The following is a 23,420-nucleotide window of genomic DNA, read 5'->3' on the forward strand; positions in this document are numbered from 1 at the left end:
CCTCAAAGTATGTAGCCGCAGGTCTCGCTTCGTGGACCTCTGCAACGTACTATCTGTAGCGAGAAAGTTCAGCTAACCCGCAATTCCTTGTCCTGCAAGTGATCTCCTTTTACTCCAGCTTGAAATCGTAGTGCTTGGAATAATCCTCCTGGATGTTCAAGCGAAGCGTCCTGTTCGCCAGGTCGTAAACCGCTGTGTGCCACGTCTCTATTTTGTCGGAATATTAGGAATATTATATTTAAAATATCCCTGAATTGTCATTCGCCGCAAAGCCTCGATTTTCCTTCCAGTATAAAAAATTCGCAAAGAATATCATCGTAATTCTTTCCGTCAGCCTGCGAAGCCCTGCACGAAGAACTTGATGAAAGCGATGGTCTGCGGCTGATAGATGATATCCACCAGGAAGGCGCCGACAATCGGGACGATCATGAAGGCCTTTCTGGACATGCCGTACTTGTCCTTGACCACCGTCATGTTCACGATCGCGGAGGGCACAGCACCGAGGCCATGGCCCAGAAGGCCCGCGCACATGACTGCTGCGTCGTAGTTCTTTCCGAGGATCGGGAAAACGACGAAGATGGAAAGGAGCACCAGCACTACCACCTGCGCGGCCACGATGATAATAACCGGTCCGATCAGGTCAAGCAGCTGATACAGGTTCAGGCTCATCAGCGCCATGGAAAGATACAGGTTCAGCATGACATCGCCAGTGCCGTCCACCAGCGGGAATCTGAAATGATACCAGTGGAACTGCTCGTTCAGGTTGCGGACAAGCATAGCGACGAACATTGCGCCGACATAGGACGGGAAGCTCATTCCAATCAGCTTGCCGAGCCAGCCGGAGATCTCGGCTCCAAGCGCCATGCAGAACAGGATCGCGGTCACGTTCTTCAGGACATCCAGGTTGGTGAGCTTCTCGCCGTGTCCTGCGTTGATTTCTTCGGCGGAAGTGTCCAGGGTCTCGGAGTTGTCCGGGGTCAGGTGGTTCTTCTCGATCAGCATGCGGGCCACCGGGCCGCCCACCAAGATGCCGAAGATCAGGCCGAAGGTCGCAGCTGCTGCGCCAACGGTGATACCTGCCGGATAGCCCATCTCTGTAAAGGTGGAACCGTAGGAGCCTGCCGCTCCGTGTCCGCCAATCATGGAGATAGCACCTGCCAGAAGCGCGTAGGGATACTCAAGGCCTGTGACATTGGCGAGGCCGATGCTGATGCAGTTCTGGATGATGGAGACGATGCCGGCGATCAGCCAGTAGACGATCAGCAGGATACCGCCCTTCTTCAGAAGGGAAAGGGACGCGCCCAGGCCAACGGTGGTGAAGAACGCCACCATGAACGGACTCTGGAATGTCATGTCGAACTTGAACGCGAACGCGCCGCTCTGATGTCCGGCAAAGGAGATGAACATGAACAGGAAGCCGCCCAACACAGGAGCCGGAATGCAGTACTTCGTGAAGAAGCTCACCTTCTTCCGGATCCAGAAACCGATCAGGAGCAGGATGGCGGCAAACGCCGTCGTCATGACCATCGTACAGCTGATATTCAATGTACCTTCAACAGTTTCAAAAGACATAAGTCCCCCCCTTTCTTACAGGAGCGGTCTCGTGAAACTCGCAATTCGCGATATCGCACATCAGCCTTTATTCAAAAAATTTAATACCTTTTCCCGAAACAGTTTGTAATAAGGACGCTCCATCAACATTGCGTGGGCGGCTCCGTCCACGATCACCAACTCCGAATCTTTTTTATTGGGAAGCGTCCTATACGCTTCAGCGCATAAGTCAGGCGACACATAGGGATCTTTAGATCCGACTATTATCAGCACAGGAGCTTTTATGCTCTCTGTCGGAATAAGTCGCACACTCTTGTGGACAAGCAAATCTCGTCTTCCACCATTGGGACTCGTATCCCTATCGTAGTGCCAGGCATTATCGATATAGGTGCTGGCCACAGTTTTTTCCACGATGTCAAAGTCTATGTCTCCATCAGTTTTCCTCTGAAAATCCGAAGCTGCGGCCTCCCAGGTATTTTTATTGAAAGGCTCCTTCACATCCTGCTCACCCAGCCCGGCTACTATAGGCGCATAAAGCACAAGGCGATGCACCATCTCCGGGTGCTTGGCGGCAAAGCGACCGCTGGTCACGGTTCCCCAGCTCCAGCCCAAAACATCCATGGACGCAAGATTATTTCTTTCCAATATGAGCTTCACAGCAGATGCGATATCTTCCGAAGCATAATCCGAATCCGGCATGAAGCCGTCCTTGACGCTGCCAGAATTTCCAAATCCTGCAATATCGAGCAGCCAAACCTCAAATCCGTGTTTGGCAAAATATCTCGCCAAACTGTAATCCTTGTAATCAACATCAAATTCATGGGAAGAAAATGTCACACCGTGTACGAACAAGATGGGACGCTTTATCTTTCCGTCTTGCTCTATATAACGCTCCAAATGCAGTGGCACTTCATTCCGTTCCAAGGGGATGGTTTCTCTAAGTATTTCTGCCGCTTGAGCCGGGGGCAAGCACAAAAGATTCAATAGCAGGCAGACAGATAAACTGAGCCAGGCCAGGTTTTTCCTTGCAAAAGCAATATGGTTGACACAGTTTCTTGTTATCTTTTTTGACATAACCATCCTCCTTCGCTCCCATCACTCTACATTCTGCAAGCAGGCGGCATTTACCTTTGCTTGCCAAACTTTTCTCAGCGTAACGGATGCCAAGTGAACGATAAGCCCCTTGTCTTAGCAACACTTTCACATCACGATATGGAGTTTACACAGATTTTGGGACAGCCTCATTTTTTCAAAGCAGAAACTACTTCGCTATTTATATCCCCGAAAAGATTGCCTTCCTGGGCGCGATTCAATCCTCCCCTTCATAGATATGTGCATTAGAACCCCCTGCAATCAAATGAATCTTACCCTTATGTCAATCTTTCGGATAAGCCACAATCCAGGGCTGATACCGCTCTTTTTTCGGAAGGATGGAATGATCGAACCACATAGAGAAGAACTTCGTGGCATTCATGGTGGTATAGCCGTCCTGGTTATGGTCGCAGGTATCGTAGGGGTCAGCCAGGATCAGCATATCATCCAAAGGAGATTCGGTTCCCATACTGTCATAGCCGATGATGACCCGCCAATGACCTCCCCACTCCACATTCTCTACCAGAATGGGCCTGCCCTTTTCCAGATGGTACCAGACAAAATCCTTGAAATCATCGTAACGGCTGAACTTGTCCGCCTTCAGGCTGCTCTCCACCGTCCAGCCAATTTTTCCAAAGAAACTGACCATATCCTTGACATTGGTGCCGTAGGGATAAGGCCGGGTCTTCATTTCCCTGGCAAGGCTCAGTTCATCGTAGTCCTTGTTGCCGTGCCAGTAAAGCAGGGTCAGGGCTGCTGCGGGGCCACAGGTATACTCCGTGGTCTGCTGGTAGCTGGGATAATGAGGCATAACCACCCGGTGGCCGTTGATGCTTTCCAGCTGATAAACATCCAGCTTCGTAAAATATGGAGAATCATCATGATTGATTTCTGCGGGAGCAGCCCAGGCTCCCTCCTGATTCGGCGCCTGTCCCGCCGGATAGGGTATCACACCTTCCCTTGCCACAGGCACGGCAAGCACCGTGCCCATGCACATCATAGAGGCCAGCAAAGCCGCTGCTAGTTTCTTCTTCATCATCTCACCCTCCACTGCTCTGTGTGCTAAACAAACTCATGCTCAATTTTCACGATTCATTGACACGTTTCCCTGTGATATGCTCCGGCACCAGGGCCAGGCACTGCACTCCGGGCAGGGCGTGCTTCAGTTCTTTTCCGGATATGCTTCGTCATCCGTGGATTTCCTGCTGCACAGTGCCTGCCTTCTTTGCCGCTTCAGCACGCTGCTTCTTGCGTTCATGATAAAGCTCGTGGCGCTGCCTTCCCGCTTCGAAGGCAGCTTTGGCTTCCTCTGTAACCAATTTAAGGGGCGGCACGGTCATGGGCCGTCCGTTGCGGTCCAGGGCCACCATGGTGAAATATGCCGACAGGGCGTGCTGGGGGCCCTGCTCTGCTTCCAAAACCTCCACCTCTACATTCACAGCCACTTCCATGGAAGTATGACCAACGTAAATGACTTCGGCAGTGCAGGTAACAAGATCTCCTATCAGGATAGGGGTATGGAATTCCAGCTCATCCACCCTGGCAGTCACCACATTTGAGCGGCAGTATTTGCGGGCAGCAGCGTAAGCCGTGGAATCCATCATCTTCATCAGCTCTCCGCCATGGACATTGCCATTGGGATTTGTCTGGTTCGGCATCATCACTTCGCTCAAATAGATTTTCTCTGACATACAGCTTCACTCTCCATTCATTCAAGCTCCAACCTTCAGCCGATACCTGCAGCAGTCACCAGTCCATGTGCAAGATGAGATTCTCTTTGCCGGCACCCTCGCTTCTGCATGCATTATAAGGCTATTGTTCCAGTTTTGCCGAAGGCAAAACTTCCTCTTGGCCTTTCAACGAGGCGGGAAATATTAACTCGCCGCCTGTTAGTAAGTTACCGCCCCCACTTATAGAATTGGGGGACATCTTGTACTCGTTATAGCCTGTCTGCCTACTTCGCCCCAGCCGGGGCAAAATCCTCCCTTCAAAGCACCTTTCTGTACACATACCACGCAATGACAAACTGCACAGCCACCAGCCCTGCCAGCAGCCCAAAGGCGGCGTACAGGCTGGCAGCATGGGCCAGGGCCCCGATGGCGGCGGGGCCCATGAGGATGCCCAGATAGCCCAGGGTGCTCACGGCGGGCACGGCCAGGCCTATGGGCATATCCTTCTGCCTGCCCAGCAGGGAAAAGAACACGGGCACGATATTGGCGCTGCCCACGCCGATGGCGAAGAAGCCGGCATAGAGGAGCCAGGCCTCAGGCGCAAAGATCACTGCCAGGAAGCCTGCCAGGGCCAGGAGGCTGCCTCCCAGGATGACCCTTTTCTGGCCCATTTCCTGCACCAGTCTGTCCCCAATGAGCCGCATGGTCAGCATGGCGGCGGAAAAGACCGTGAAGCCTGTGCCCGCCAGTGACATATCAAAGCCCCGCACCGCAGTCAGGAACACGCCGCTCCAGTCCATGATGGCCCCTTCCACCAGAAAGGCAATGCAGGCGATGATGCCCACGAAGGTGACAATACCCCTGGGCACCGCCAGCATCCTGCCCCCGGCCTCGCCGCCGTATGGCAGCAGGAAGCGGGCAAAAAAGAGGATAGCCCCTGTCATGATTCCTGCCGCTATCAGGGTGGAGGCGGTAGGGGAAAGCCCCAGGCCTCCCACCCATACACCGAACAGCCCTGCCCCGGCAAAGCCGCCCACGCTCCAGAGGCCGTGCATGCCGGACATGAGCCGCCTGCCGGAGGCTTTTTCCACTATCACCGCCTGGATATTCACCACCACATCAATGCAGCCCATGACGGCCCCAAAGAGCAGCAGCACCGGCACTGCTGCCAGGATTTCGCTTACCTGGCTCAGGAGAAACAGCAGGACGGCAAAGGCCAGGCTGGCAAAAGTCAGCACCTTCCGGCAGCCCAGCCGCACCGCTGCCGCCCCGGACAGGGGCATGGTGAGGAGGGAGCCGATGCCAATGCACAGCAATAAAAGTCCCAGAATATCCTCCCCAATGGCCAGCCTCTCCCGCAAAAGCGGCACCAGGGGCGCCCAGGAGGCTGCCCCAAAGCCGCCGATAAAGAACACGGCTCTGGTGGCGTGCTGGGTCCAGATATCTGCCGCGTTGAATTCTTCCCGCAGGGTCTGTGTCATTTCCATAAAAATCCTCGCTCAATCAAATAATCAAAAGTCATGGGCAATGGGCTGTCCATGCTGGCATGATAATCTGCCAGCATGACTGAAACCTCCTGTCATTCTTTCAAAAGCAAATTCCTGCCTATCTGCCGCAGCCCTGCCGCATAGTCCTGCTGGAAGGAAGCCCCCAGCCTGACTTCAGGCAGCAAGGCTGCCGGCAGTTCCTCACGGCAGGCAGCCATGATCTCAGCTAAGGCCGCCTCTGTCAGCCCCTCCCGGTAGAACACCACCTGATGGGGGTTCCAGTAGCGGGTCAGCCGCAGGATTTCCGCTGCTGCCGATTCCTTGAAATCTCCTTCCCTGTAAGGGGCAGGGTTGGCGTAACGAAAGCCTATCTCACCGGCAATGCCGTCTTTTCCCTCATAGAGGCGCCCCTTCAGCAAGATACCTGCCCCGGGCGGATAGCCGTGGGGCCAGTAGATGCCGATGACAGTTTCCTGCTCCGCCTGCGGCCATTGCCGGCCGTATCCCGTCACCGCTGCATTGATGTCGTTGCAGATGTGCACCGGCAGGGCAAGGGCCTCTGACAGACTTTCCCGCAAGGCTATGCCCTGAAGCCGGAGATAATCTATGATCATCATCCTGCCGGCCACGTCCACCCCCGGCACCCCCAGCAGCACCCGGCTGATCCCGGGGAATTGCTCTCTGGCCTGCTGCAAGTGCGCCAGCAGCACCTCTGCCGTTATCTCAGGGGGGAAGACTTCCTGCTGCCAAATGATTTCTCCCAGGAGATTTTCCACCGCCAGCACCAGCTTGTCCTTTCCCTGCTCCTCAAACATATAGAGCAGCAGCGCCAGCTTCCTGTTGCGGCAGAAAGCAAACTGCCGCGCAGGCCGCCCGCCTGCCTCGCCAGGCAAGGCCGCAGCCTCCACCGCTTCCGCCTCCCCCGCTTCCACCAAAGTCTTCAGCAGGGCATTAACCGTCACCACGCTGAAGCCGGAAGCCTCCGCCAGCTGCGGCTTGGTAGCCTGCCCCAGATCCATCAGCACCCTGCGGAGCATATCAAGATTGGCCCTGCGCATATCCCTTTTGTCCATCTCACACCTCGAAAGTATGTTTATAAAGTGAGTTTATAAACATACTTTATCATGTGGTTCCCGCTTTGTCAATTAAAAAAAGACCGGGGGAATCCCGGCCTCTTAGTGCTTTCTGTATTCACTTTCATAACAACTCAATAAGTTATTACCTGTCCATCTCGCGGCATATCATAATTGGTCACACCGCGCTCTGCCAAACTTCCTTTTAGCGTATGGCGTGTAAGAGCAGCATGGGCCACATTGTCCAAGTGAGTCAGATAAAGTCTGGCCTCCGGGGCAGTTTTGGCTACGCAATGGACATCTTCAGCATCCATGATAAGCCTGCCATTTTCCACGGTCTCGGCAGCACAGCAGTTGAGCGCCACCACCTCCGGCTGGTAACGCTTTAACACATCAGCCACTACTGGATACCAAACCGTATCGCCCGCCAGATAGAATGTCTTTTCTCCTTCAGCGGCAAACATTACCCCCATCGCATCGCCACAAGGAACCACGGTTCCATGGCGTGCTGGAAGTTTTGTCAGCTTTGCCTGCCCGCACATCATGCCATCTTCAGATAACACCATCACCTCACAGAAGCCTGACTTCTGAAAAGCTTCCGCGTCTTGTTGATTTTGGCAAATGACCGGAACATTCTTGTCCAGCGGCGCACCAACGGTACCGTCCATGCCCATATCGATATGGTCAGGATGCAAATGTGTTACCAGATAGTAATCCACCCCTGTCAGGATCTCTTCCATCGACATAGGTAAGTCATAAAAGGGCATGAGAAGATGCTCCTTCATCTCATCCGGCACATGATAAGGCCTGCCAGGCACATCAATAAAAGAAAACTGATGTTTCGGCATCAACCATGGATCTATAAGAAAAACCTTGCCTGCGTATTCGAGGCGATTGGTAGCATTACGGATTTGTGTCATCTTCATGGTCATACTCTCCTTTGCGTCACTAATAAATTGCGTTCGTGTTGTTATAGGTCTAGTATAATTCCCTTATTACACCGCGACAAGCAAATAAGCTTTCTATTGTAGCAACTAAAATGTTGCTGTAAAATAAAAACAAACGAAAGGAGTGCCTATTATGAATCAAAAACAAATGGAATATTTCTTGGAAGTATACCGACAGGGCAATATCCAAAATGCCGCCAACCAACTTTATGTATCACGACAGGGAGTCAGCAAGATAATAAAGACACTTGAAGACGAGCTGGGGCAACTGCTTTTTATCCGCAATCCTCACGGCCTTGTCCCCACAGACTATGCCACTGCACTTCTTCCCCATGTCCAGCGCTTGTTAGAAGAATACCGCAGCATTGAAAGCATGCGTACGCTAGCCTCGCAATCCAAAAGTGTGGTTACGGTCTATGCTCTCGACCATGTCTTTGCCTTTTTAGGAGCTAAATTCCTTTGGGATTTTCATCGTACCTTTCCGGATATAATTCTCAGCACAGTTGACACCACAGATGACACAGCCTTAAAAGGAGTCCTGGAAAAGCATTGCAACTTTGCCATTGTAACGGGAGAACTTGACCAAACCCGCTTTTACGGCGATCCGCTGTTCTTCTCCCATTACTGCGTCCGTCTTCATTGTGACCATCCCCTGGCCAAGAAGGATAGAATCACGTATAAGGACCTTGATGGCACAAGAGTTGTCAGTAAAGGGCGCGCTTATCATTGCTTCCGTCACAATATGGACAAATACATCCTGCTTCCCGGGCTGAAAATAGACCTTGTAGCCGAAACAGCCGATGAGCAGCTTATTGCCGACCTGATCCTACAGCAACAGGTTGTAAACATAGGTTATGACTACGCCGCTATGCTGAATCCACATCCAGATATTGTTGTGAAACCACTGGGCACAGAAGATGACCAAGGTCAGACCATATACCTGGCCTGGGATAAGACCACTGTACTCACTAACGCCAGCCATAATTTCCGCGATTTCCTGCTTAGATGGCTTCCTGAAAATGGTAAAGATAGAATAGTTGCTTTTTCCTTCCCGAAATCGTAAGTTATAACATTTCAGGGGACACTCTATTTCTTCACCCATAAGAATAATGCTCTTCATTGTCTCTCCATAGCTTTCCATGTTATAGCAAATCCTTCAAAGGATTCTAGCAGGCAAAATCACCCAACTAAAAAAGGCCGGTCGCCCGGCCTCGTTATTTTGCTCTGTGATCCCGTTCCATAGCCTGCAAGAACTCCGTGAGCCTTGCAATCTCCCCGCTCCGCCTGTCCATAGACTTCTGGAAGCTGGTCAAGAGGTAAAACGTCACCACGATAGGGAACCCCACCGTGGAAATCGCCGTCAATGCCCCGTCTGCGCCATTTCCTCACCACCAATACAACATAAGCCCGGAGCATTGCCCCAGGCTCTTCATTCATTCAATTGCCGTATCTTACTAAGCAATGGGATTACCATCTGCTGTTGACCAATGCCGTCGCTTCTTCGCTTGACAGGGCATAGCTTTCACCAATCTGCTGGATAGCAATGTCTTTGGTAAGATTCAAGTTCTTTAACATGGAAATAGCTTTTGAAATCCCTTCATCGCGTTCCTCATTACGTCCCTCGCTGTGTCCTTTATTCCAGGCTTCCGTCTTCATATCTTCAATGGCCTTGCACACGTTGACCTCCCCCTCTCCCACGGGGATGTTGAAATCTACTCCGGAACAAATGCTGATGGTCTGGGCCGCCAGGCGGTCTAGCTTCTGGTATTTCTCGTTTTCGTCCAGCAGCTTCTTCAGTTCGTCCTTATAATGAGTTTTTCCTCAATCAGAAAAGCAACTCACCAGTTGCTTTTCACCAGCGCTGCCGCTTCTTGATGGGGCAGGGAATAACTTTCAATAATCTCCTGTATTGCAGCGTCTTTAGTGAGTTTCAGACGTTTGAGCATGGCAACAGTTTTGACTATTCCATCGGCTCTTTCTTTCTCACGCCCTCGTTCTTCGCCCCTCTTTTCGGCGTAGCTCAGCTGCGCCGCTTGATCGCGGCGGAATTTCTCGGCTTTTTCGTAAGACCTCTTTGCCACTTCATCTTGGGTGAACACGTTCTCCACCTCCATCGCTTCCCGAATTGCGTCTTCGCTGGCGGCAATCCGCTCCAGTTCCTCGTCAGAAGTGGCAGGAGAGAAATAAGCCGCCCATTTTTCCATGCGGGTCATGTCTTTTTTGCAAAGATTGCTTTGAATACTGCATCATTGGTGCGGTTGATGCGAAAAGCTGCCATGGTCATTCCTCCTGTTTCATTATCTTTATTTTATGACTTTGGCACTTAAAAGGCAATATTTCTCCATCAAAAGTAAGCCGTCCCCTGCTCCTGGGCGGCATCTCCATGCTTCGCAAGGAAAATTGACATGTCAATCCAAATCTGCTATATTGATTGACATGTCAATTCATAAAATGAAAGGAAGCGTCTTCATGTCCACGGAAAAACTTTGGACGAGGAATTTCCTCGCCCTGATCGGAGCCAATGGCTTTCTCTTTGCCGGGTTCCACTTTCTCCTGCCCACCATCACCATCTATGCCTCTTCCCTGGGAGCTACGGGCCTGCAGCTGGGGCTGATTGGGGGGATCTTCGGCTACTCAGCCATCTTTATCCGCCTGTTCACTGATACGGGAGTGCGGGCCTTTGGCAAGAAAAAATGCCTTTACGCAGGCCTCGGCCTCTGCATACTGGCGGTGCTGGGGTACCTTTTCTTCACCAGCATCAATGCCATCATCCTGGCCCGGGTCATCCACGGCTTTGGCTTCGGCCTTTCCACAACCTTTGCCGCTGCCATGGCTGCTGATGTGATACCTGCCTCCCGCCGGGGGGAAGGCATCGGCTACTTTGGCATGGGCAGCACTGTGGCCATGGCCCTGGCCCCTGCCCTGGGACTTTGGCTGCTGGAGGAGAGCCCCGCTCTGCTCTTTGCTGCTTCCATCTCCTTCAGCGCTGCTGCCATCCTCATGGCCTGGCTCTGCCGGACGAAAAAGGCCCCTGCAGGCATCAACGCCGCCTCCCCCATCCGCTCCTCCATCAAGAACCGCCTCTGTGAGCAGGGCACTGCCGGAGCCTCCCTTTTGACCATCCTCTTCGGCGCAGGCTATGGCAGCGTCAACACTTACATCGCCATGCTAGCGGCGGAAAAAGGCATTGATAATGCCGGGCTGTTCTTCATCGTGGGCACCATCTTCGTCTTTATCTCCCGTCCCTTCGGCGGCCGGCTGCTGGACAAATACGGCGCCTTTGCGGTGGTGCTGCCCGGGGCAGTTGCCTACCTCATGGCCCTTGCACTGATGATTTACTCCGGCAGCCTCGCAGGCCTCCTGCTCTCCTCTGTGTTTTACGGCCTGGGGGCAGGTGCACTCCTGCCGGCGCTCCTCACCTGGATGCTGAACAGCGTGGCCTCCTCACGCCACAGCGCCGCCAGTGCCACTTTCTACAATATGCTGGACATCGGCACCAGCACAGGCCTCATCGCTTTGGGAGCCGTGGCCGGGCAGGTGGGCTTTACAGGTATGTTTTACGCCATCTTCGGCCTCATGGCCTTGTTCCTCCTGCTGGCGGCAGCCCAGTACTATCTGCGGCCTGCCAAAGGAGCGCAGGAATTGCCGGAACTTGCGGAGGCAGAAGATGCCTGATACGAAGCTCCTTCAGGATGACTACGATGACGGCCTTATCCGCCAGTTCTTCCGCACGGCCCGGGCCTTCTCACGCACCCTGAACGGGGCAGTGAGCCAGGAGGACATCCACAGCTCTGAATGGATGGTGCTGAACCTCACAGCCCGCCATCCCGGCATCATGCAGGGAGAGCTCATCCAACGCCTGGGGGTGGAGCCCGCTGCCATCTCCCGCACCCTCACCCGCCTGGAAAAGAAGGGCATCATCTGCCGGGAGTCAGGCAGGGAGCGGGGCAACGCCATACGGCTCACAGCCAAAGGAGAAACCGCCGTGAAAAAACTCTCCCGCCCTGTCACAGAGCACAGGCAGCAGGCCTTGCAGGGCTTCAGCACGGAAGAGCGGGAGCAGCTTATGTCCTTCATGATGCGCATGGCGGATAATCTGCAGCAAAAATAAGTACATCTGCCCTGTCTGCGGTTTTGAGCATGTAGTCGATATCAACAATGAGCCGGAAAATTACGTCTGTCCCCTCTGCGGTCAGCCTAAGGCTGCCTTCAAACCAGCGAATTAAGATTTTTAACACGATAAGTAAGGCCGACATGCATTTTTTGCACGTCGGCCTTATGTTATATGGATTTATGTATCAGATGGGCACCTCATCTGCCACAAGCTGTCATCTATGCTCAGGACATATTCTTTCACATTGTCCCAGGAATCAAATCCTGCAATCTGCCTACATTTCTTCCTGCCAACCATAGCAAATACTACAAGTATGTCTCTATAAGTAACTGACGTATATCTTCAGCCCGTACCCTAGGAATTCGCAGGCTTTTAAGCTCGGTATCAGTTACATTCATGCTTCCCACAAATTTCTCCATATCTGCCTTTACTTCATCAGGAAGCTCACAGCGTTCAAGCACAAACTCTGCGGTCAAACGAATGATATCATTACGGTGCTTCTTCAAATCTCGTGAATCCACATGCATTCCATTGGCAACACGCTGGCTTAGGTCAAGCCACGCCTTGGCTTTGAACGGTATGAGCCAGCTCGGTTTCAGTATGGAAAGCCCTTCTACTATTTCCCTGCCGGACAGCAGCGCCTGATAATATGCCTCATTCAACAGGATGGCAGACAGGCTGTAGACATTATCGTCAATATGCAACGGCGTTATTTCTGCTGCCCCGTCCTGCAGAAAATCCGTCCGGGCAAAAAGCTCTATCATAGACGGGAATTCTGCCTCCCTTGGCTTGTCGAAACGATAAAACTGGGGCTGCCCCGATGATTTTGCCCGATTCTGATAGCCGCCATCACGGATGAACTGCCAGAATCGCGCACCGAAGGCCGGTGTCAGCGCCTCCACGATAAGGACAACATCCAAATCCCTTGTTGCCCTGAAGTCGCCGCTATGCTGGCTGAATGATATATCACAGGCGGTTCCGCCTATCAGAACATACTGATTGGCATACTCATGAAAATACTCCTTGAATTTCTCTATGCCTCTTACCATACATACCTCTCCAGCATTTCGTCCACCGCCATACTGATGCGTGGGTCTTCCGTTTCCTCTTTGTTTAGGCTCAGCACCAGGCTCAGCGGGTCTATGGCCGTTCCTGCCCCAAAATCTATCTGATAGCCTATTTCCTGCACGATACAAGCTGGCGTTTCTTCAGCCAGCGCCAGCTTGCTCTTTGTAAGCTTAAGGCGCGATATAGCCTTTTTGCTTACAGCGAAAGTGGAGCAAGCGGGGTCACTCAGCAAGGAATATCCAGCTAATGCCGTAAGCCCTGCCGTCAGCAAGCCGGTTGCCGGACACTCCTTCAACGCGTATGTGGCGATAACGGGGTTCCGCAAGCTATCCTTAATGTTTTCCCAAGCTGCCTGCTTATCTTTCGGCATGGTCAACTTCCTTGCCCTGCTTTTCACTGAAAGATAGGGTATATTTATAGCTTCCAGTTCATCGAAGCTATGGGATACTGCTGTTTTGGTAACCCCCAGCATCCCGGCAGCCTTGGTTACGGTTACTTCCTCCCAGCTTTGATACAGGGCCGTAAGCAACATACGTTGTGTCAGAAAAGAGATATTTTCACACTGTGGCACTGTCCTGCCTTTAGTGCTATCCAGGAGCATGCCCAGGAACGGCAGATATACCTGATGCCCCTCCCAAACAAATGGAATCCCTTCCTTCACCATGGCATCCCGTGCGTAGCTGCTCATATTTCTCAGAGCTAATACACAGCGTGAACCCGTATAAATCTCCAGCTGCCTATGTTGCTTCTTAATAGCTGCCAAAGGCTCTTGCTCTACCGGTTCGACCAAAACAGCCCCCTGCCCCGCTATGGACATCTCAGAAAGCCTATATCTGTTCCTATATGCCAGTGGCAGCTTTCTGGTATCAGTAAAAGGGAGGATGTCCACATCCTGATGCAGGACTGCTTCAAGGTATTTTTCCATACTGCCACCCCTTTATAAAGTATTTTTTATTATTGTAAACTATTTTTGTTTACGAATCAAATATCTTATTACCATAAAACCAAGTCAGATGACATCAATCCCGGCTTGGCACCTGGAAAAACGGGTGCACCACAAATAATAAGAGGCCGCATCGAGCAGCCCCCTCTCTATTCAGGATGTTAATTATTAACATCCTGGAGTAATTCTCTGATATTCTATGTATCTTTTCAAAACGCCGTTGTTCCGGGGCTGATGCACGTAATGAACGCGCATCAGCCCCGTTTTTCATGCAGATAACAACTGTCAAACTACAGAAACCGCCGTGTCTCCCATACGCTCACCGTAGGTCACGAATAGTTCCCGGAAGCTCTCTATGTCCTGGCTCATGCCCACAGGGCCTAAGTGAATGATAGGCTTGCCGTAATTATTGCCGCCGGAATAAACCATCATCCCCTGCACCATATCCCCCAGTTTCCACCTGAATGGTTGAGCCACCGGCAAATGACTCAAGATTAGCGGGCCAGGCCCCAGACTGATGGCACTTGTCGGCAGAGCAGTGGCAGAGGTTGAAGCACTGTACTCCCATGGCTTTCAGTTCCTTGAACGTCCTTCTGATGCGCTCGTCTCCGGCTCCCACCAGATGGATGCCGCCCACCACGCGCACTACGTCCTTCCCCGTACGCTCTTTGACCTCAGCCACCATGTTCAGGATACCACGATGGGCACAGCCCACCACCATAGCCCAGCCTGTGCCCTCTTTCAGCAGCAAGCAGATTTCATCATCGAAGGTGTCAGGTTCCTTATCCTCACCCCGCACGAATTTTTCCGGGATGGTCTCGAAATCATAGCGGCGGGAAAAGCCCGTCAGTAACATGGCATAGTTATCCAGCTGCACCGTTACCGTACCATCGCATTCAAACTGCTCAATGCCCCAGCCCGCCAAATCCTCTTTGGTGAAACCACAACCTTTGTAGGCATACTCACCTTTATCCTTGTTGTAGGAAAACTTCTCCTGCCAGAAATTCTTGCCGGTATAAAGAACTTTCGGCTTCACATATTCCAGCAGCGAAGGGAAGCCTCCTGCATGGTCATAATGTGAATGGCTCAGGGCCACAAACTCTACAGCGGACAAGTCCACGCCCATCTTTTCAGCATTTCGCCAGGCAGCTTCCGTGTGACCGCAGTCAAAGACGAACTTGCTCTGTGGTGTTTCCACATAAAAGGAAAGCCCATGCTCTGCCTCCAGTTCCCAAGGGCCATCCACCACCCAGTCGTTCATCAGAACCCTTAATGTATATGCAGATTCACATGTAGTTCTATTTTCTGCCTCAACAATCTTCAAGATATATTCCTCCGCGACTTAGCTTTCCCTCACAGATACTTCCCCCATTGCTTCCCCAAAAAGGTTTTTATAACCCGGCTGGCGAATCTTTCACCATAATGGCAGCCTGATTCCAAAGGTTTATTCGTGCCATTATTCTCTTTTGAAAATGAGGTGACAATATTGGATACAGATAAACAGGCTCTAATCAGCTATTTACTGGGCGGCGGCCTGCAGCAGGAAAAACCTGCCTCACGCGTCATCCGACAAGCACAAACGAATTATGCACAAGGAACCACAAGGGCTATTCCTGTCCCTACCCATGAGGAAATAGAAGCACACCACCACAAAGAAGCTGATAAGGCCGCCGCAAACGCTATGCCCCAAACATTTGCACCTATGAATTGGTCCCAGCTTGGATCTGCCCAGCAACCGAAACCTTCAGTCAAAGCTGCTGCTGATTCCAGGGAAGTCAAATCCCCTCTTTGGGAGCGGGTGAAGAAAAAATGATAAGACATGCTGCTGCCTTCAGCAGAGCTCTTTCCCTGCCTCTGCCAAAATCCGCATCTGCTCCATGGTCTCTTCTTCCGTCACCAGCGGCAGCGCGCCGTTCAGCAGCGTCTCATACAGGGCATCATAATACCGTGCATAGTCCCCTTTCTCACTGGGGACTTTTTCTTCGTGGTAGTTCCCAGCTTCATCGTACCAGGTGAGGGTGCCGTAATGCTCCGGCAGGTCCAGGCCAAAGTCCGGGTGGCCTGCAGGCAGGTAAAACTTCTTCAGATCAGCTTCCTGCCTGTCTTCGGTTTCCTTGACAAAACAGCCCCGCCGTCCGTAAAGCTCGAAGCTGGGACGTGCTTTGGCCCTGAAATAGCTGGACTTCACTGAGACCTTGAAGCCCTCATAGAAGAAATCCAGATCAAAGTAATCGTTCATGCGGCCTTTGCCCAAAAGCTGCCGTACATCCGAACGGACTTCCAAAGGCCTGCCAAACCAGGCCAGCACCTGGTCTACGGTGTGGCAGGCGTGGGTGTAGAGGAAGGCCTCGTCCTTCCGGAAGCTCTCTGCCCCTTCCGGCACATAGGCCCGGTAGTAATCATAGTTCATGTTGACTTCATAGAGCTCCCCCAATCTGCCGGAGGAGAGCACCTTCCGGGCCGTCAGGAAATCGCTGTCAAAGCGGCGGTTCTGATAGCACTGCACCATCACGCCCTTTTCCTTTGCCAGACGGAACAGCTCTGCCGCTTCTTCTGCACTTGTGGCAAAGGGCTTTTCCACCACGCAGTTCTTCCCGGCTTCCAGCACCTTCTTGGCCAGGGGATAATGGGCTGCCGTGGCCGTCGTCACCACCAGCACATCTATTTCCGGGTCATGGAGGATCTTTTCCAGGTCATCCGTATATGTGACGCCCTCAATCCTCGTCCAGTCCTGTTTCGCCAGATTACGCTGATAGATCATCTTCACCCGAAGCGTATCGGGGCGGTTCAGCACAAAGGGCAGATGGTAGCGGTTGGTGCTCTTGCCATTGCCTATATAGCCGATTACTAATTTCCTGTTTTCCATAGCCTCATCACCTCAAAATAACTTATTCGCTGTCTCACTGGCCAAATCCTTTGCTCCTGCCATGGCCTACGGCTTTTATTTAGTCACCGTCACCCGGTCAATCTCCCGGCCGTCAGGCAGGAAGCATCTGACGGTTATTTCCCGGGCCGTCACCTGCATAGTGAGATAGTTGTCCGTCTCCGGCTGGGGAGCCACCACTTCATCAAGCTGGTGGTCCACCCAGAGTCCGGGATAGCGGACATTGCCTGCCACGCCGGTCAATATGTAGAGAGGCCCCCCGCTGTCCCGCTGGAAGTTCCTGATATGGCCCCGGTTGCGGTAGGTGTGCAGATGGGCGGTGAAAACAAGGTCTATGCCCAGCTCGTCAAAGAGGGGCATGAAGGCCTCACCCACGTCGGAAATGCCCTCCTGCCGCTCGGGCCGCTTGTGGATGCGGTATTGCAGCACGTCCTTGTGAATGAGGGCTATCTTCCACTTCTTGTCGCTGTCTTCGGCATCTTTCCGCAGCCACTGCAGCTGTTCTTCCTTCAGCCCCGGCTTGAACTCCTCCGTCTCATCCCACTGGCTGTTCAGCACTATGAAATGCACCTCGCCGTAGTCAAAGGAATAGTAATAGCGGGAAAAATCCTCACTGCCATTTTCCGGCACCGCAAAGTAGTGGAGATAGGCCTCCGGCAGCCGCACCTGCCAGTTCTGGTCATAGGTTTCGTGATTGCCCATGAGGGGCACGAAGGGCAGGCGGTCCATGATGCCCTCCACCCCATTGAACCAGGCCTGCCACTGGGTATGGTCCTCCCCGTTGTCCACGATATCCCCCATATTGATGAAAAAAGCCGCCTGGGGATTGCGCCGGGCGGCATCCTGCGCCAAAGCCTCCCAATCGCTGTAGTCGCTGGACTGGGAATCCGGGAAGATCAGACACTCAAAATCTTCCGCACCAGCCGTGCGCAGGCTGTGCCACTCTCCCGTGGCGCCTTCTGCCACCACCCGGTATTCATAATCCGTATCTGCCTCCAGATTCTGCAGATTCACCAGATACTGATTATTCTCCACCCCGTCATCGGTGAAAAAATCCTCCCGGGCAGCCGTCATCCTGATATCTTCCTGCCCAGCCAGGCGGTATTCCACCCCGGCATTAGTGAGGGGGCTGTCCGACTGCCACATGATGGTCCGGCTGTGGGCCGCATCAGATGTGATAAGCTGCCGCAAGAAACGTGCCTCCACCTCCCCTGACAAGCTGCGCACGCCATTCACCGCCTGACGATAGAGGGACCCCTTGGCAAAATAAAAGCCCCCTGCCAGAAGCCCCAGAGTGGCAAGGGCCCCGTAATAAAAGTTCTTCTGTTCATTACTATCTCCTGCAAATACTTTATCTCTTGCCTTCAATTCTAACGCTTGAAGTCCACTCCAAGTCAAGCAGGAATTTCCATGCCTTCCCCGGCCAGGGTTCAGTCATCTGTTTACAGGCAGTAAATTAGCATCAAGCCAGCAGCTCCATCAGCAGCCTGACATTCTCGGTGCTGTACTCAATCTGCTCGGACCAGCGGCGGGTTGACTCTGCCAGTTCACCTGTCAACTGATAATGCAGGTAGATAAAGTCGGTATTCAGCTGCGCATAGGAGAGCACCGTGCCCCAGCCATACTGCGGCACATGCTCAAGGGCGCGGTATAGTATGTACTGATAGATGCGGTCGAAGGCCTGCGGCGCGTCAGCCTCAAGCTCCATATCTGCAGAACGCAGCTGGGCCAGCTGAGCCGTCCAGGCCTCATCGATGGGCTCCGTCTTCTGCAGGCAGTCAAGCACAAAAGCTGCATCATCAGCAGTAAGGCCTGCCCGATAGCACAGGTCCTCGTCACTCACCGGCAGGGATAAGCGCTGCAGCACTTCCTTGAGGGACAGCTTCTTGCCAGCTTCCGTCCGGAAATGCAGTGGCTTTTCCTCTGCCAATAACAGCTCGCAGCTTTTCTCACAGCTAAGCCCCACCCCCGCCAGCTCATAGTCCCCCAGGCTTACGAAAAAGCGCGGGTGGTTCGCGCAAATATCGCATAGGACAGACTCATCAGCCCTGCGGATAAGCTCACAAAGGCCATCTCTGCGAAGGAACGGGCAGCGTCCGCCTGGACCAAGCACGAACTGCCAGGTGCCATCGACCTCGACGATATTCTGGCGTATAGCCTCGCCGACCGGGCCTGCCAGCTGCTGGTATCTTGCGGCCGTTGCGGCATCGATATCAATCTCCCAGCCAGCACAGCAGGTATGCTGGCATTTATCGGCCTTGCAGCAGAAGTCCTCGTAAAAATCAGGATATATTGTCTTCAACATCTCAAGCTCCCCCATATAAATTGCCGCTATTCTCATTTACAGCAATAGCGGCAATTTTTATCAAGAATGTTTCATTGAATCTGTAGAAAATCTTAGCAACAAAGCCTGTTGGGGACAGGCGACAACGCATTCTCCACAACGTATGCACTCGGCTGCCCCGGGGTTCCTGGCCGGGTTCACCCCCATGGGGCAGGCACTCTGGCACTTGCCACAGGACACGCAGGCTGATCTGCTGACCTGCAGGCGGTAAAGGCTGATGCGGTTCAAAAGCCCATAAATGGCTCCCAAGGGGCAGAGAAGCTTGCAAAAAAAACGATAATTCATCATGCTCCCCAGGCAGACCAGTAGCAGCACCAAAAATTTCCAGGCAAAGAGCTTCCCCAGCGCCTGCCTGAATTCCGGGCGGGTGGCAAGGAGGGGCAGTCCTCCTTCCAGGGTGCCAGCCGGGCAGATAAACTCACAGAAGGCCGGCAAGCCTGCGCCGGAATAATCCGTCCAAAGCAGCGGCAGCAGCATGACAAACACCGCCAGGATAACGTATTTCACATAAACCAGAGGCGGCCATAATTTTTTCTTCGGCAGGGGAACACGATGAAGCAGCTCCTGAAAAAGCCCGAAGGGGCAGAGATAGCCACAGACTGCCCGTCCCCATAACACCCCTACAGCCATAAGAAATCCTGTAACATAATAGCTGAACCTGAACCCAGCCGAAGCTGTCACTGCCTGCAGTGCTCCAATAGGGCAGGAAAAAACCGCCGCCGGGCAGGAATAGCAGTTCAGCCCCGGCACACAAAGGCTCTTCCACTCTCCCTTGTAGAGCCTGCCCGAAAGGAAATTGCCCAGCTTTGGATCAGCCAGGAAAAGGGCCAGCGTCTGGATGAGTTTGCGCCTGATAGATTGTCGCAAGCTGCCTCCCCTCCTAGCCTAAGCCAATGCATTCCATGCAGACCCGCACAGCTTTCCGCAAAACGATGGCTGCCTCCCCCCGATTGACTCCCCAGGCTACGCTGAGGAGGGAAAGCAGCAGGAGGCCTCCCTGCAGGAGCAGCCTTCTTTTGCCCTCACTCATGCAGATATTTCCTCACAAACGCCTTATAGGCCTCCACATCAGCCCCCACCACAGGGCTGCCTACCACTTTCCCCTCTGAGTTCACGAAGATAGTGGTGGGCACGGCCTCCACGCCCTCAAGATATTCCATGATAGCCTCATCCGGCACCAGGTTCACAAACTCTGCTCCGGCTTCGCCCAGGATCTTCTTCGCCGTCCCAATGGATCCGGCATCCTGCCTGTCCATGACATCACAGACAATGCCTATGAGCTGGGCATCCGCCGGCATATTCCTGGCCCAGTCCCCCAGCTCCGGCATCTCGCCGATGCAGGGCGGGCAGAAGGTGCCCCAGATGTTTACCACTGTGATTTTCTTTTGAGCAAAGATTTCTTTTGTCACTTCATTGCCCTGCAAATCCACGGCCCTGAAGCTTGGGAAATCCTCCTGCCCCTGCTGGGCAGCAACTTTAGCCATAGGCTGCTCTGCCACCCCGGAACCACAACCTACCAGGAAAAAACCTGCCGCAAGCGCCAGGATTCCCCCAGCCTGCCAAAAAGCCTTCATAGCTATTCGCTCCTTTCAAAATTCATTCATTTCTGCACTACCCTTTCCACATTGGTAGCGCCAAGCATATCAAAGCTAGACATTCTCCGGCTTGATATTGATATGCCTGAAGAAATTTTCCAATGACTTTTGAAGCATTGCCGTCACTACCTGCGTATAAAACATATCTATTTTCCAACAGCATCTTGCTGTCTATTTCTATCTGTTTATGTTTTTTCCTGCCATAATTCTCAACGTGCTTTCATACATTTTCCTGGCAGGATTATGGCCTGTGATAAAGAAGTTTTCTTAAAAAGATATTCTGCGAAACTACAGGAAGGTGACGCTTATGAAACGATTCGACCAGAGATATGCCAAGTATCTAAAAAGTAACTATTGCTGCCATAAGGCGTTTATGATATATTATTGGCAATAGCATAAGCGGCTGTGTAGGAGCCGTGCCGCTCTAGCGGCAGAAAATCGACGTGGAAAGTCCCTGTGGCTTTCTGCCCTTTTAGGGAGCGTCGATTTTTTTTATTGCTGTGCATCATGTTAATGAGTTGATAGGAGGCTTACCATGAAAAAGAATTACTGCCTTGACTGGCTATTGTTTCTCAGCGGGCTTGCTTGCATAGCCACTGGGCTTTTACTGGACTTTCATTTGATTCCCGGTGGCAGAGAGGCAAAAGGCCCCTTTGTTACGGTGCATACATATAGCGGCTATCTTATGTCCGTGGGGATACTTCTCCACCTTGTCTGGCACAAGAGTTGGATTTCTGTAGTGACCAAGAAAGTTTGCAGAAAAAAGGCATCTATGAATGCAAATATCGAAAATGGAAAGGAATGTGTTTGATATGAATGCTATTTTTACCCGCACCAGTGTGCGCAGTTACGAAGAACGCCCTGTAGAGGCTGAAAAAATCGACATCCACAAGAGTGCCCACGTCAACGCCCCTATTATCGAAGAGTTCCCGGTAACCCTTGATGTACCCAGACCCGCTCATCATGCCAAAAGGGATAACGCAAGTTAAAGAAACAACAGTCCCCGCGTTTCTGCGGCATTACAGACTGCCCCCGAAGAAGTCCTTGTCGTACCAGATACCCGGGGTATTCTTTATATCATCTCTAAGGAGATAAAGGTCTTCCTTGAGGATGTGGCGGAAATCGTACCAAGTCTTGTCGCCGTCTATCTGCATTAAAGGAACATTCTTTAGTTCTGCGATAATTTTCTTCTTTTTGCAGGACCAAGCGACGATGCATGGGGCTCGCAGGCTCCATGTGTACCAGATGGCATCGCTAAGGTCTGGCAGGTAGTTCATTTCCAGCAGTTTTTCCAAAAGGTCCCGGCCAGTGGCCCTGTCTTCCATTTCGATGTCCCTGCGGTGGTCCATGGCGTCGTCCCCCATGCAGACACCGTCACGGTTGATGGATACTATCATCTTTATTCCTCCCCGAGGCTATATTTTTCATTATGGACTTATCATATCATTTCATAATTATAGGAGAATTAGGGAAGGGCAGAAACTGAAAGCGTTTGCGGAATTACACTCATGTAACAGCCCCTATATTATTTGGCTACAAACTTTTGCTTAAAAAAATCTATTAACGAGCGTTCATCAGCATAAATTTGTCTTCCTTTTTTGGTGACTATAAAGCCCTTCTGCTCAAATCCCGCAATAGGTACAGCTGCCAGGCTGCTATCCGGCAGGATGCCGTTGCCGGTCAGGACGGAAAATGCTATGCCTTTTTGAACGATATTCCATACACTGGAAAGATTCGGAGAATAATGCAGAACCTGCGGTGTAAGTCCCCGCTTGTCAAATTCTGCCAGAATCCGCTTGGTCAAGATGAAGTTGCGGCTAAGCAGCACCAATGGATAGGTGCTGACTTCGGCCAGAGAGATACATTCCCGCTGTGCCAGTGGATGCTGCCGGGGAACACACATACATACAGGCCAAGTAGATAATTTCCTCAAGGACAGATTTGGCCGCCCCTCAGCATCGTGGACAAAGGCGATGTCCACCTCTTCCCTCTCCACCATATCAAGTGCCGCCCCGCCTGCAGGCTCCGTAATTTCCAGCTGAATTTCGGGATGCAGTTGGTGAAACTCACCTAACAGCAACGGCAGTATCACTGTCGCAATCTGGGAAGGAATTGCCAGTTGCAGATAGCTATTCCGGAGGCCTAGGCAGAAAGATGCAGAGCCAATGCATTTTCTCACTCAACCGCTTCTTTGGCCTCTATAGACGCCAGTAAATCTGCAATGGTGACTTTCTTGAAATCAGCCAGCATGTGCTGCCTGACCTCTTCCAGCCTGTCACCAAGCACCCCATGGATATTCCTGCCCACGGGGCACTTTGGATTTGGGTTCTCCTGAAAATGAAATAGATCTTCATCCTCTTCCACAGCCTGGAAGACATCCCATAAGGTGATGTCTTCCGGGCTTTTGGTTAGTTTTGCCCCACCGACGCCTGCTGCCACATCCACCAGACCAGCGGCTTTGAGCTGCCCCAATGTTTTCCGAATGATGACCGGGTTTACATTGACACTGCTTGCCAAAAAGGTGGAAGTTGTCTTGTACTCATCCTTGAACCGCTCTATACAAAGCAATATGTGCGTTGCTACCGGCAGACGAAAAGAAAATTGCATGGAACCCCTCCTGAATAATCGTTGTACCATACAATATTACATCAT

At 52.2% G+C, this 23,420-nt stretch carries 29 protein-coding genes; 6 read left to right on the forward strand and 23 right to left on the reverse strand.

Features of this window, described 5'->3' with window-relative positions; genetic code table 11:
* Nucleotides 1-330 precede the first annotated feature (330 nt).
* The 7 genes from gltS to P159_RS0113190 form a co-directional block, all read right to left on the reverse strand.
* Nucleotides 331-1,572, reverse strand: coding sequence for a sodium/glutamate symporter (gene gltS, locus P159_RS0113155; protein ID WP_029544720.1), 1,242 nt, complete (start codon nt 1,570-1,572; stop codon nt 331-333).
* 60 nt (nt 1,573-1,632) lie between these two features.
* Nucleotides 1,633-2,625 carry an alpha/beta hydrolase gene (locus P159_RS0113160; RefSeq protein WP_080706003.1) on the reverse strand — a complete coding sequence of 331 codons (993 nt, stop codon included), beginning with the start codon at nt 2,623-2,625 and terminating at the stop codon, nt 1,633-1,635.
* Between the two features lie 301 nt (nt 2,626-2,926).
* A complete protein-coding gene (locus P159_RS0113165; RefSeq protein ID WP_051650362.1) occupies nt 2,927-3,682 on the reverse strand; it encodes a C39 family peptidase in 756 nt (251 codons plus the stop codon).
* A gap of 148 nt (nt 3,683-3,830) precedes the next feature.
* Nucleotides 3,831-4,334, reverse strand: a complete 504-nt coding sequence (locus P159_RS0113170; RefSeq protein WP_029544725.1) for an acyl-CoA thioesterase — start codon at nt 4,332-4,334, stop codon at nt 3,831-3,833.
* 296 nt (nt 4,335-4,630) lie between these two features.
* Nucleotides 4,631-5,800 carry an MFS transporter gene (locus P159_RS0113175; protein WP_029544727.1) on the reverse strand — a complete coding sequence of 390 codons (1,170 nt, stop codon included), beginning with the start codon at nt 5,798-5,800 and terminating at the stop codon, nt 4,631-4,633.
* A gap of 92 nt (nt 5,801-5,892) precedes the next feature.
* Nucleotides 5,893-6,873: an ROK family protein gene (locus P159_RS0113185; RefSeq protein ID WP_051650363.1), complete on the reverse strand. Its 981-nt coding sequence runs from the start codon at nt 6,871-6,873 to the stop codon at nt 5,893-5,895.
* A gap of 134 nt (nt 6,874-7,007) precedes the next feature.
* A complete protein-coding gene (locus P159_RS0113190; protein WP_029544731.1) occupies nt 7,008-7,799 on the reverse strand; it encodes an MBL fold metallo-hydrolase in 792 nt (263 codons plus the stop codon).
* 154 nt (nt 7,800-7,953) lie between these two features.
* Here P159_RS0113190 and P159_RS0113195 point away from each other — a divergent pair, with 154 nt between their 5' ends.
* Nucleotides 7,954-8,883, forward strand: a complete 930-nt coding sequence (locus P159_RS0113195) for a LysR family transcriptional regulator (protein WP_029544733.1) — start codon at nt 7,954-7,956, stop codon at nt 8,881-8,883.
* 151 nt (nt 8,884-9,034) lie between these two features.
* Here the strand turns inward: P159_RS0113195 and P159_RS20735 are convergent, their stop codons facing one another.
* The 3 genes from P159_RS20735 to P159_RS0113210 all read right to left on the reverse strand — a co-directional run bounded on the left by P159_RS20735 (nt 9,035) and on the right by P159_RS0113210 (nt 10,024).
* Nucleotides 9,035-9,184: a YvrJ family protein gene (locus tag P159_RS20735; RefSeq protein WP_072004158.1), complete on the reverse strand. Its 150-nt coding sequence runs from the start codon at nt 9,182-9,184 to the stop codon at nt 9,035-9,037.
* 103 nt (nt 9,185-9,287) lie between these two features.
* The gene (locus tag P159_RS0113205) at nt 9,288-9,497 is read right to left on the reverse strand and encodes a hypothetical protein (protein ID WP_029544735.1); all 210 of its coding nucleotides are present in this window, start codon (nt 9,495-9,497) and stop codon (nt 9,288-9,290) included.
* A 161-nt stretch (nt 9,498-9,658) separates the two neighbouring features.
* On the reverse strand, nt 9,659-10,024 hold the full coding sequence (locus tag P159_RS0113210) for a hypothetical protein (protein ID WP_185753740.1): 366 nt from the start codon (nt 10,022-10,024) through the stop codon (nt 9,659-9,661).
* 265 nt (nt 10,025-10,289) lie between these two features.
* Here P159_RS0113210 and P159_RS0113215 point away from each other — a divergent pair, with 265 nt between their 5' ends.
* Complete coding sequence (locus tag P159_RS0113215) at nt 10,290-11,495, forward strand: MFS transporter (RefSeq protein WP_029544739.1); 1,206 nt, start codon at nt 10,290-10,292, stop codon at nt 11,493-11,495.
* Nucleotides 11,488-11,931, forward strand: coding sequence for a MarR family transcriptional regulator (locus P159_RS0113220; RefSeq protein WP_029544741.1), 444 nt, complete (start codon nt 11,488-11,490; stop codon nt 11,929-11,931). Before P159_RS0113215 ends, P159_RS0113220 begins: the two co-directional genes overlap by 8 nt.
* Nucleotides 11,932-12,239: 308 nt before the next feature.
* On the opposite strand, the gene P159_RS0113225 is transcribed toward P159_RS0113220, so the two are convergent.
* From P159_RS0113225 to P159_RS0113240, 4 genes are all read right to left on the reverse strand, one after another.
* Complete coding sequence (locus P159_RS0113225) at nt 12,240-12,983, reverse strand: hypothetical protein (protein ID WP_029544743.1); 744 nt, start codon at nt 12,981-12,983, stop codon at nt 12,240-12,242.
* Nucleotides 12,977-13,927 carry a hypothetical protein gene (locus P159_RS0113230; protein WP_029544744.1) on the reverse strand — a complete coding sequence of 317 codons (951 nt, stop codon included), beginning with the start codon at nt 13,925-13,927 and terminating at the stop codon, nt 12,977-12,979. Before P159_RS0113230 ends, P159_RS0113225 begins: the two co-directional genes overlap by 7 nt.
* A gap of 303 nt (nt 13,928-14,230) precedes the next feature.
* Nucleotides 14,231-14,377 (reverse strand): hypothetical protein, encoded by a 147-nt coding sequence (locus P159_RS20740; RefSeq protein ID WP_185753741.1) that lies wholly within the window; start codon nt 14,375-14,377, stop codon nt 14,231-14,233.
* Nucleotides 14,352-15,206, reverse strand: coding sequence for an MBL fold metallo-hydrolase (locus P159_RS0113240; RefSeq protein WP_029544746.1), 855 nt, complete (start codon nt 15,204-15,206; stop codon nt 14,352-14,354). Before P159_RS0113240 ends, P159_RS20740 begins: the two co-directional genes overlap by 26 nt.
* A gap of 225 nt (nt 15,207-15,431) precedes the next feature.
* Between P159_RS0113240 and P159_RS0113245 the strand changes: the two genes are divergently transcribed.
* Nucleotides 15,432-15,758, forward strand: coding sequence for a hypothetical protein (locus P159_RS0113245; RefSeq protein ID WP_029544748.1), 327 nt, complete (start codon nt 15,432-15,434; stop codon nt 15,756-15,758).
* A gap of 18 nt (nt 15,759-15,776) precedes the next feature.
* Here the strand turns inward: P159_RS0113245 and P159_RS0113250 are convergent, their stop codons facing one another.
* The 6 genes from P159_RS0113250 to P159_RS0113275 all read right to left on the reverse strand — a co-directional run bounded on the left by P159_RS0113250 (nt 15,777) and on the right by P159_RS0113275 (nt 20,747).
* Nucleotides 15,777-16,811 carry a Gfo/Idh/MocA family oxidoreductase gene (locus tag P159_RS0113250; RefSeq protein ID WP_029544750.1) on the reverse strand — a complete coding sequence of 345 codons (1,035 nt, stop codon included), beginning with the start codon at nt 16,809-16,811 and terminating at the stop codon, nt 15,777-15,779.
* Between the two features lie 75 nt (nt 16,812-16,886).
* The gene (locus P159_RS0113255; RefSeq protein ID WP_185753742.1) at nt 16,887-18,197 is read right to left on the reverse strand and encodes a metallophosphoesterase family protein; all 1,311 of its coding nucleotides are present in this window, start codon (nt 18,195-18,197) and stop codon (nt 16,887-16,889) included.
* 94 nt (nt 18,198-18,291) lie between these two features.
* Nucleotides 18,292-19,134, reverse strand: a complete 843-nt coding sequence (fliB, locus tag P159_RS0113260) for a flagellin lysine-N-methylase (protein ID WP_029544754.1) — start codon at nt 19,132-19,134, stop codon at nt 18,292-18,294.
* A gap of 60 nt (nt 19,135-19,194) precedes the next feature.
* Nucleotides 19,195-20,040: a 4Fe-4S binding protein gene (locus P159_RS0113265; RefSeq protein WP_029544756.1), complete on the reverse strand. Its 846-nt coding sequence runs from the start codon at nt 20,038-20,040 to the stop codon at nt 19,195-19,197.
* A 13-nt stretch (nt 20,041-20,053) separates the two neighbouring features.
* Nucleotides 20,054-20,203: a CD1871A family CXXC motif-containing protein gene (locus P159_RS0113270; RefSeq protein WP_029544758.1), complete on the reverse strand. Its 150-nt coding sequence runs from the start codon at nt 20,201-20,203 to the stop codon at nt 20,054-20,056.
* A complete protein-coding gene (locus tag P159_RS0113275) occupies nt 20,196-20,747 on the reverse strand; it encodes a TlpA disulfide reductase family protein (protein WP_051650364.1) in 552 nt (183 codons plus the stop codon). Before P159_RS0113275 ends, P159_RS0113270 begins: the two co-directional genes overlap by 8 nt.
* 556 nt (nt 20,748-21,303) lie before the next feature.
* Between P159_RS0113275 and P159_RS0113285 the strand changes: the two genes are divergently transcribed.
* A complete protein-coding gene (locus P159_RS0113285; protein ID WP_051650365.1) occupies nt 21,304-21,579 on the forward strand; it encodes a DUF4405 domain-containing protein in 276 nt (91 codons plus the stop codon).
* Between the two features lies 1 nt (nt 21,580).
* Nucleotides 21,581-21,757, forward strand: a complete 177-nt coding sequence (locus tag P159_RS20745) for a hypothetical protein (RefSeq protein ID WP_185753743.1) — start codon at nt 21,581-21,583, stop codon at nt 21,755-21,757.
* Nucleotides 21,758-21,787: 30 nt separating this feature from the next.
* Here P159_RS20745 and P159_RS0113295 read toward each other — a convergent pair whose 3' ends face one another.
* From P159_RS0113295 to P159_RS0113305, 3 genes are all read right to left on the reverse strand, one after another.
* The gene (locus P159_RS0113295; protein WP_029544764.1) at nt 21,788-22,165 is read right to left on the reverse strand and encodes a hypothetical protein; all 378 of its coding nucleotides are present in this window, start codon (nt 22,163-22,165) and stop codon (nt 21,788-21,790) included.
* Nucleotides 22,166-22,293: 128 nt separating this feature from the next.
* Nucleotides 22,294-22,947 (reverse strand): LysR family transcriptional regulator substrate-binding protein, encoded by a 654-nt coding sequence (locus P159_RS0113300; protein WP_029544766.1) that lies wholly within the window; start codon nt 22,945-22,947, stop codon nt 22,294-22,296.
* The gene (locus P159_RS0113305) at nt 22,944-23,375 is read right to left on the reverse strand and encodes an Rrf2 family transcriptional regulator (protein WP_029544768.1); all 432 of its coding nucleotides are present in this window, start codon (nt 23,373-23,375) and stop codon (nt 22,944-22,946) included. Before P159_RS0113305 ends, P159_RS0113300 begins: the two co-directional genes overlap by 4 nt.
* Nucleotides 23,376-23,420: the final 45 nt, after the last annotated feature.

Origin of the sequence: Selenomonas sp. AB3002 (genome assembly GCF_000702545.1) — a bacterium.
Taxonomy (GTDB): domain Bacteria; phylum Bacillota; class Negativicutes; order Selenomonadales; family Selenomonadaceae; genus Selenomonas_B; species Selenomonas_B ruminantium_A.

Coding starts and splice junctions, on each gene's coding strand:
- gltS (WP_029544720.1), bottom strand. CDS start 1,572: ATGTCTTTTGAAACTGTTGAAGGTACATTGAATATCAGCTGTACGATG.
- P159_RS0113160 (WP_080706003.1), bottom strand. CDS start 2,625: ATGTCAAAAAAGATAACAAGAAACTGTGTCAACCATATTGCTTTTGCA.
- P159_RS0113165 (WP_051650362.1), bottom strand. CDS start 3,682: ATGATGAAGAAGAAACTAGCAGCGGCTTTGCTGGCCTCTATGATGTGC.
- P159_RS0113170 (WP_029544725.1), bottom strand. CDS start 4,334: ATGTCAGAGAAAATCTATTTGAGCGAAGTGATGATGCCGAACCAGACA.
- P159_RS0113175 (WP_029544727.1), bottom strand. CDS start 5,800: ATGGAAATGACACAGACCCTGCGGGAAGAATTCAACGCGGCAGATATC.
- P159_RS0113185 (WP_051650363.1), bottom strand. CDS start 6,873: ATGGACAAAAGGGATATGCGCAGGGCCAATCTTGATATGCTCCGCAGG.
- P159_RS0113190 (WP_029544731.1), bottom strand. CDS start 7,799: ATGAAGATGACACAAATCCGTAATGCTACCAATCGCCTCGAATACGCA.
- P159_RS0113195 (WP_029544733.1), top strand. CDS start 7,954: ATGAATCAAAAACAAATGGAATATTTCTTGGAAGTATACCGACAGGGC.
- P159_RS0113210 (WP_185753740.1), bottom strand. CDS start 10,024: ATGGAAAAATGGGCGGCTTATTTCTCTCCTGCCACTTCTGACGAGGAA.
- P159_RS0113215 (WP_029544739.1), top strand. CDS start 10,290: ATGTCCACGGAAAAACTTTGGACGAGGAATTTCCTCGCCCTGATCGGA.
- P159_RS0113220 (WP_029544741.1), top strand. CDS start 11,488: ATGCCTGATACGAAGCTCCTTCAGGATGACTACGATGACGGCCTTATC.
- P159_RS0113225 (WP_029544743.1), bottom strand. CDS start 12,983: ATGGTAAGAGGCATAGAGAAATTCAAGGAGTATTTTCATGAGTATGCC.
- P159_RS0113230 (WP_029544744.1), bottom strand. CDS start 13,927: ATGGAAAAATACCTTGAAGCAGTCCTGCATCAGGATGTGGACATCCTC.
- P159_RS20740 (WP_185753741.1), bottom strand. CDS start 14,377: ATGATGGTTTATTCCGGCGGCAATAATTACGGCAAGCCTATCATTCAC.
- P159_RS0113240 (WP_029544746.1), bottom strand. CDS start 15,206: ATGAACGACTGGGTGGTGGATGGCCCTTGGGAACTGGAGGCAGAGCAT.
- P159_RS0113250 (WP_029544750.1), bottom strand. CDS start 16,811: ATGGAAAACAGGAAATTAGTAATCGGCTATATAGGCAATGGCAAGAGC.
- fliB (WP_029544754.1), bottom strand. CDS start 19,134: ATGTTGAAGACAATATATCCTGATTTTTACGAGGACTTCTGCTGCAAG.
- P159_RS0113270 (WP_029544758.1), bottom strand. CDS start 20,203: ATGAGTGAGGGCAAAAGAAGGCTGCTCCTGCAGGGAGGCCTCCTGCTG.
- P159_RS0113275 (WP_051650364.1), bottom strand. CDS start 20,747: ATGAAGGCTTTTTGGCAGGCTGGGGGAATCCTGGCGCTTGCGGCAGGT.
- P159_RS0113285 (WP_051650365.1), top strand. CDS start 21,304: ATGAAAAAGAATTACTGCCTTGACTGGCTATTGTTTCTCAGCGGGCTT.
- P159_RS20745 (WP_185753743.1), top strand. CDS start 21,581: ATGAATGCTATTTTTACCCGCACCAGTGTGCGCAGTTACGAAGAACGC.
- P159_RS0113295 (WP_029544764.1), bottom strand. CDS start 22,165: ATGATAGTATCCATCAACCGTGACGGTGTCTGCATGGGGGACGACGCC.
- P159_RS0113305 (WP_029544768.1), bottom strand. CDS start 23,375: ATGCAATTTTCTTTTCGTCTGCCGGTAGCAACGCACATATTGCTTTGT.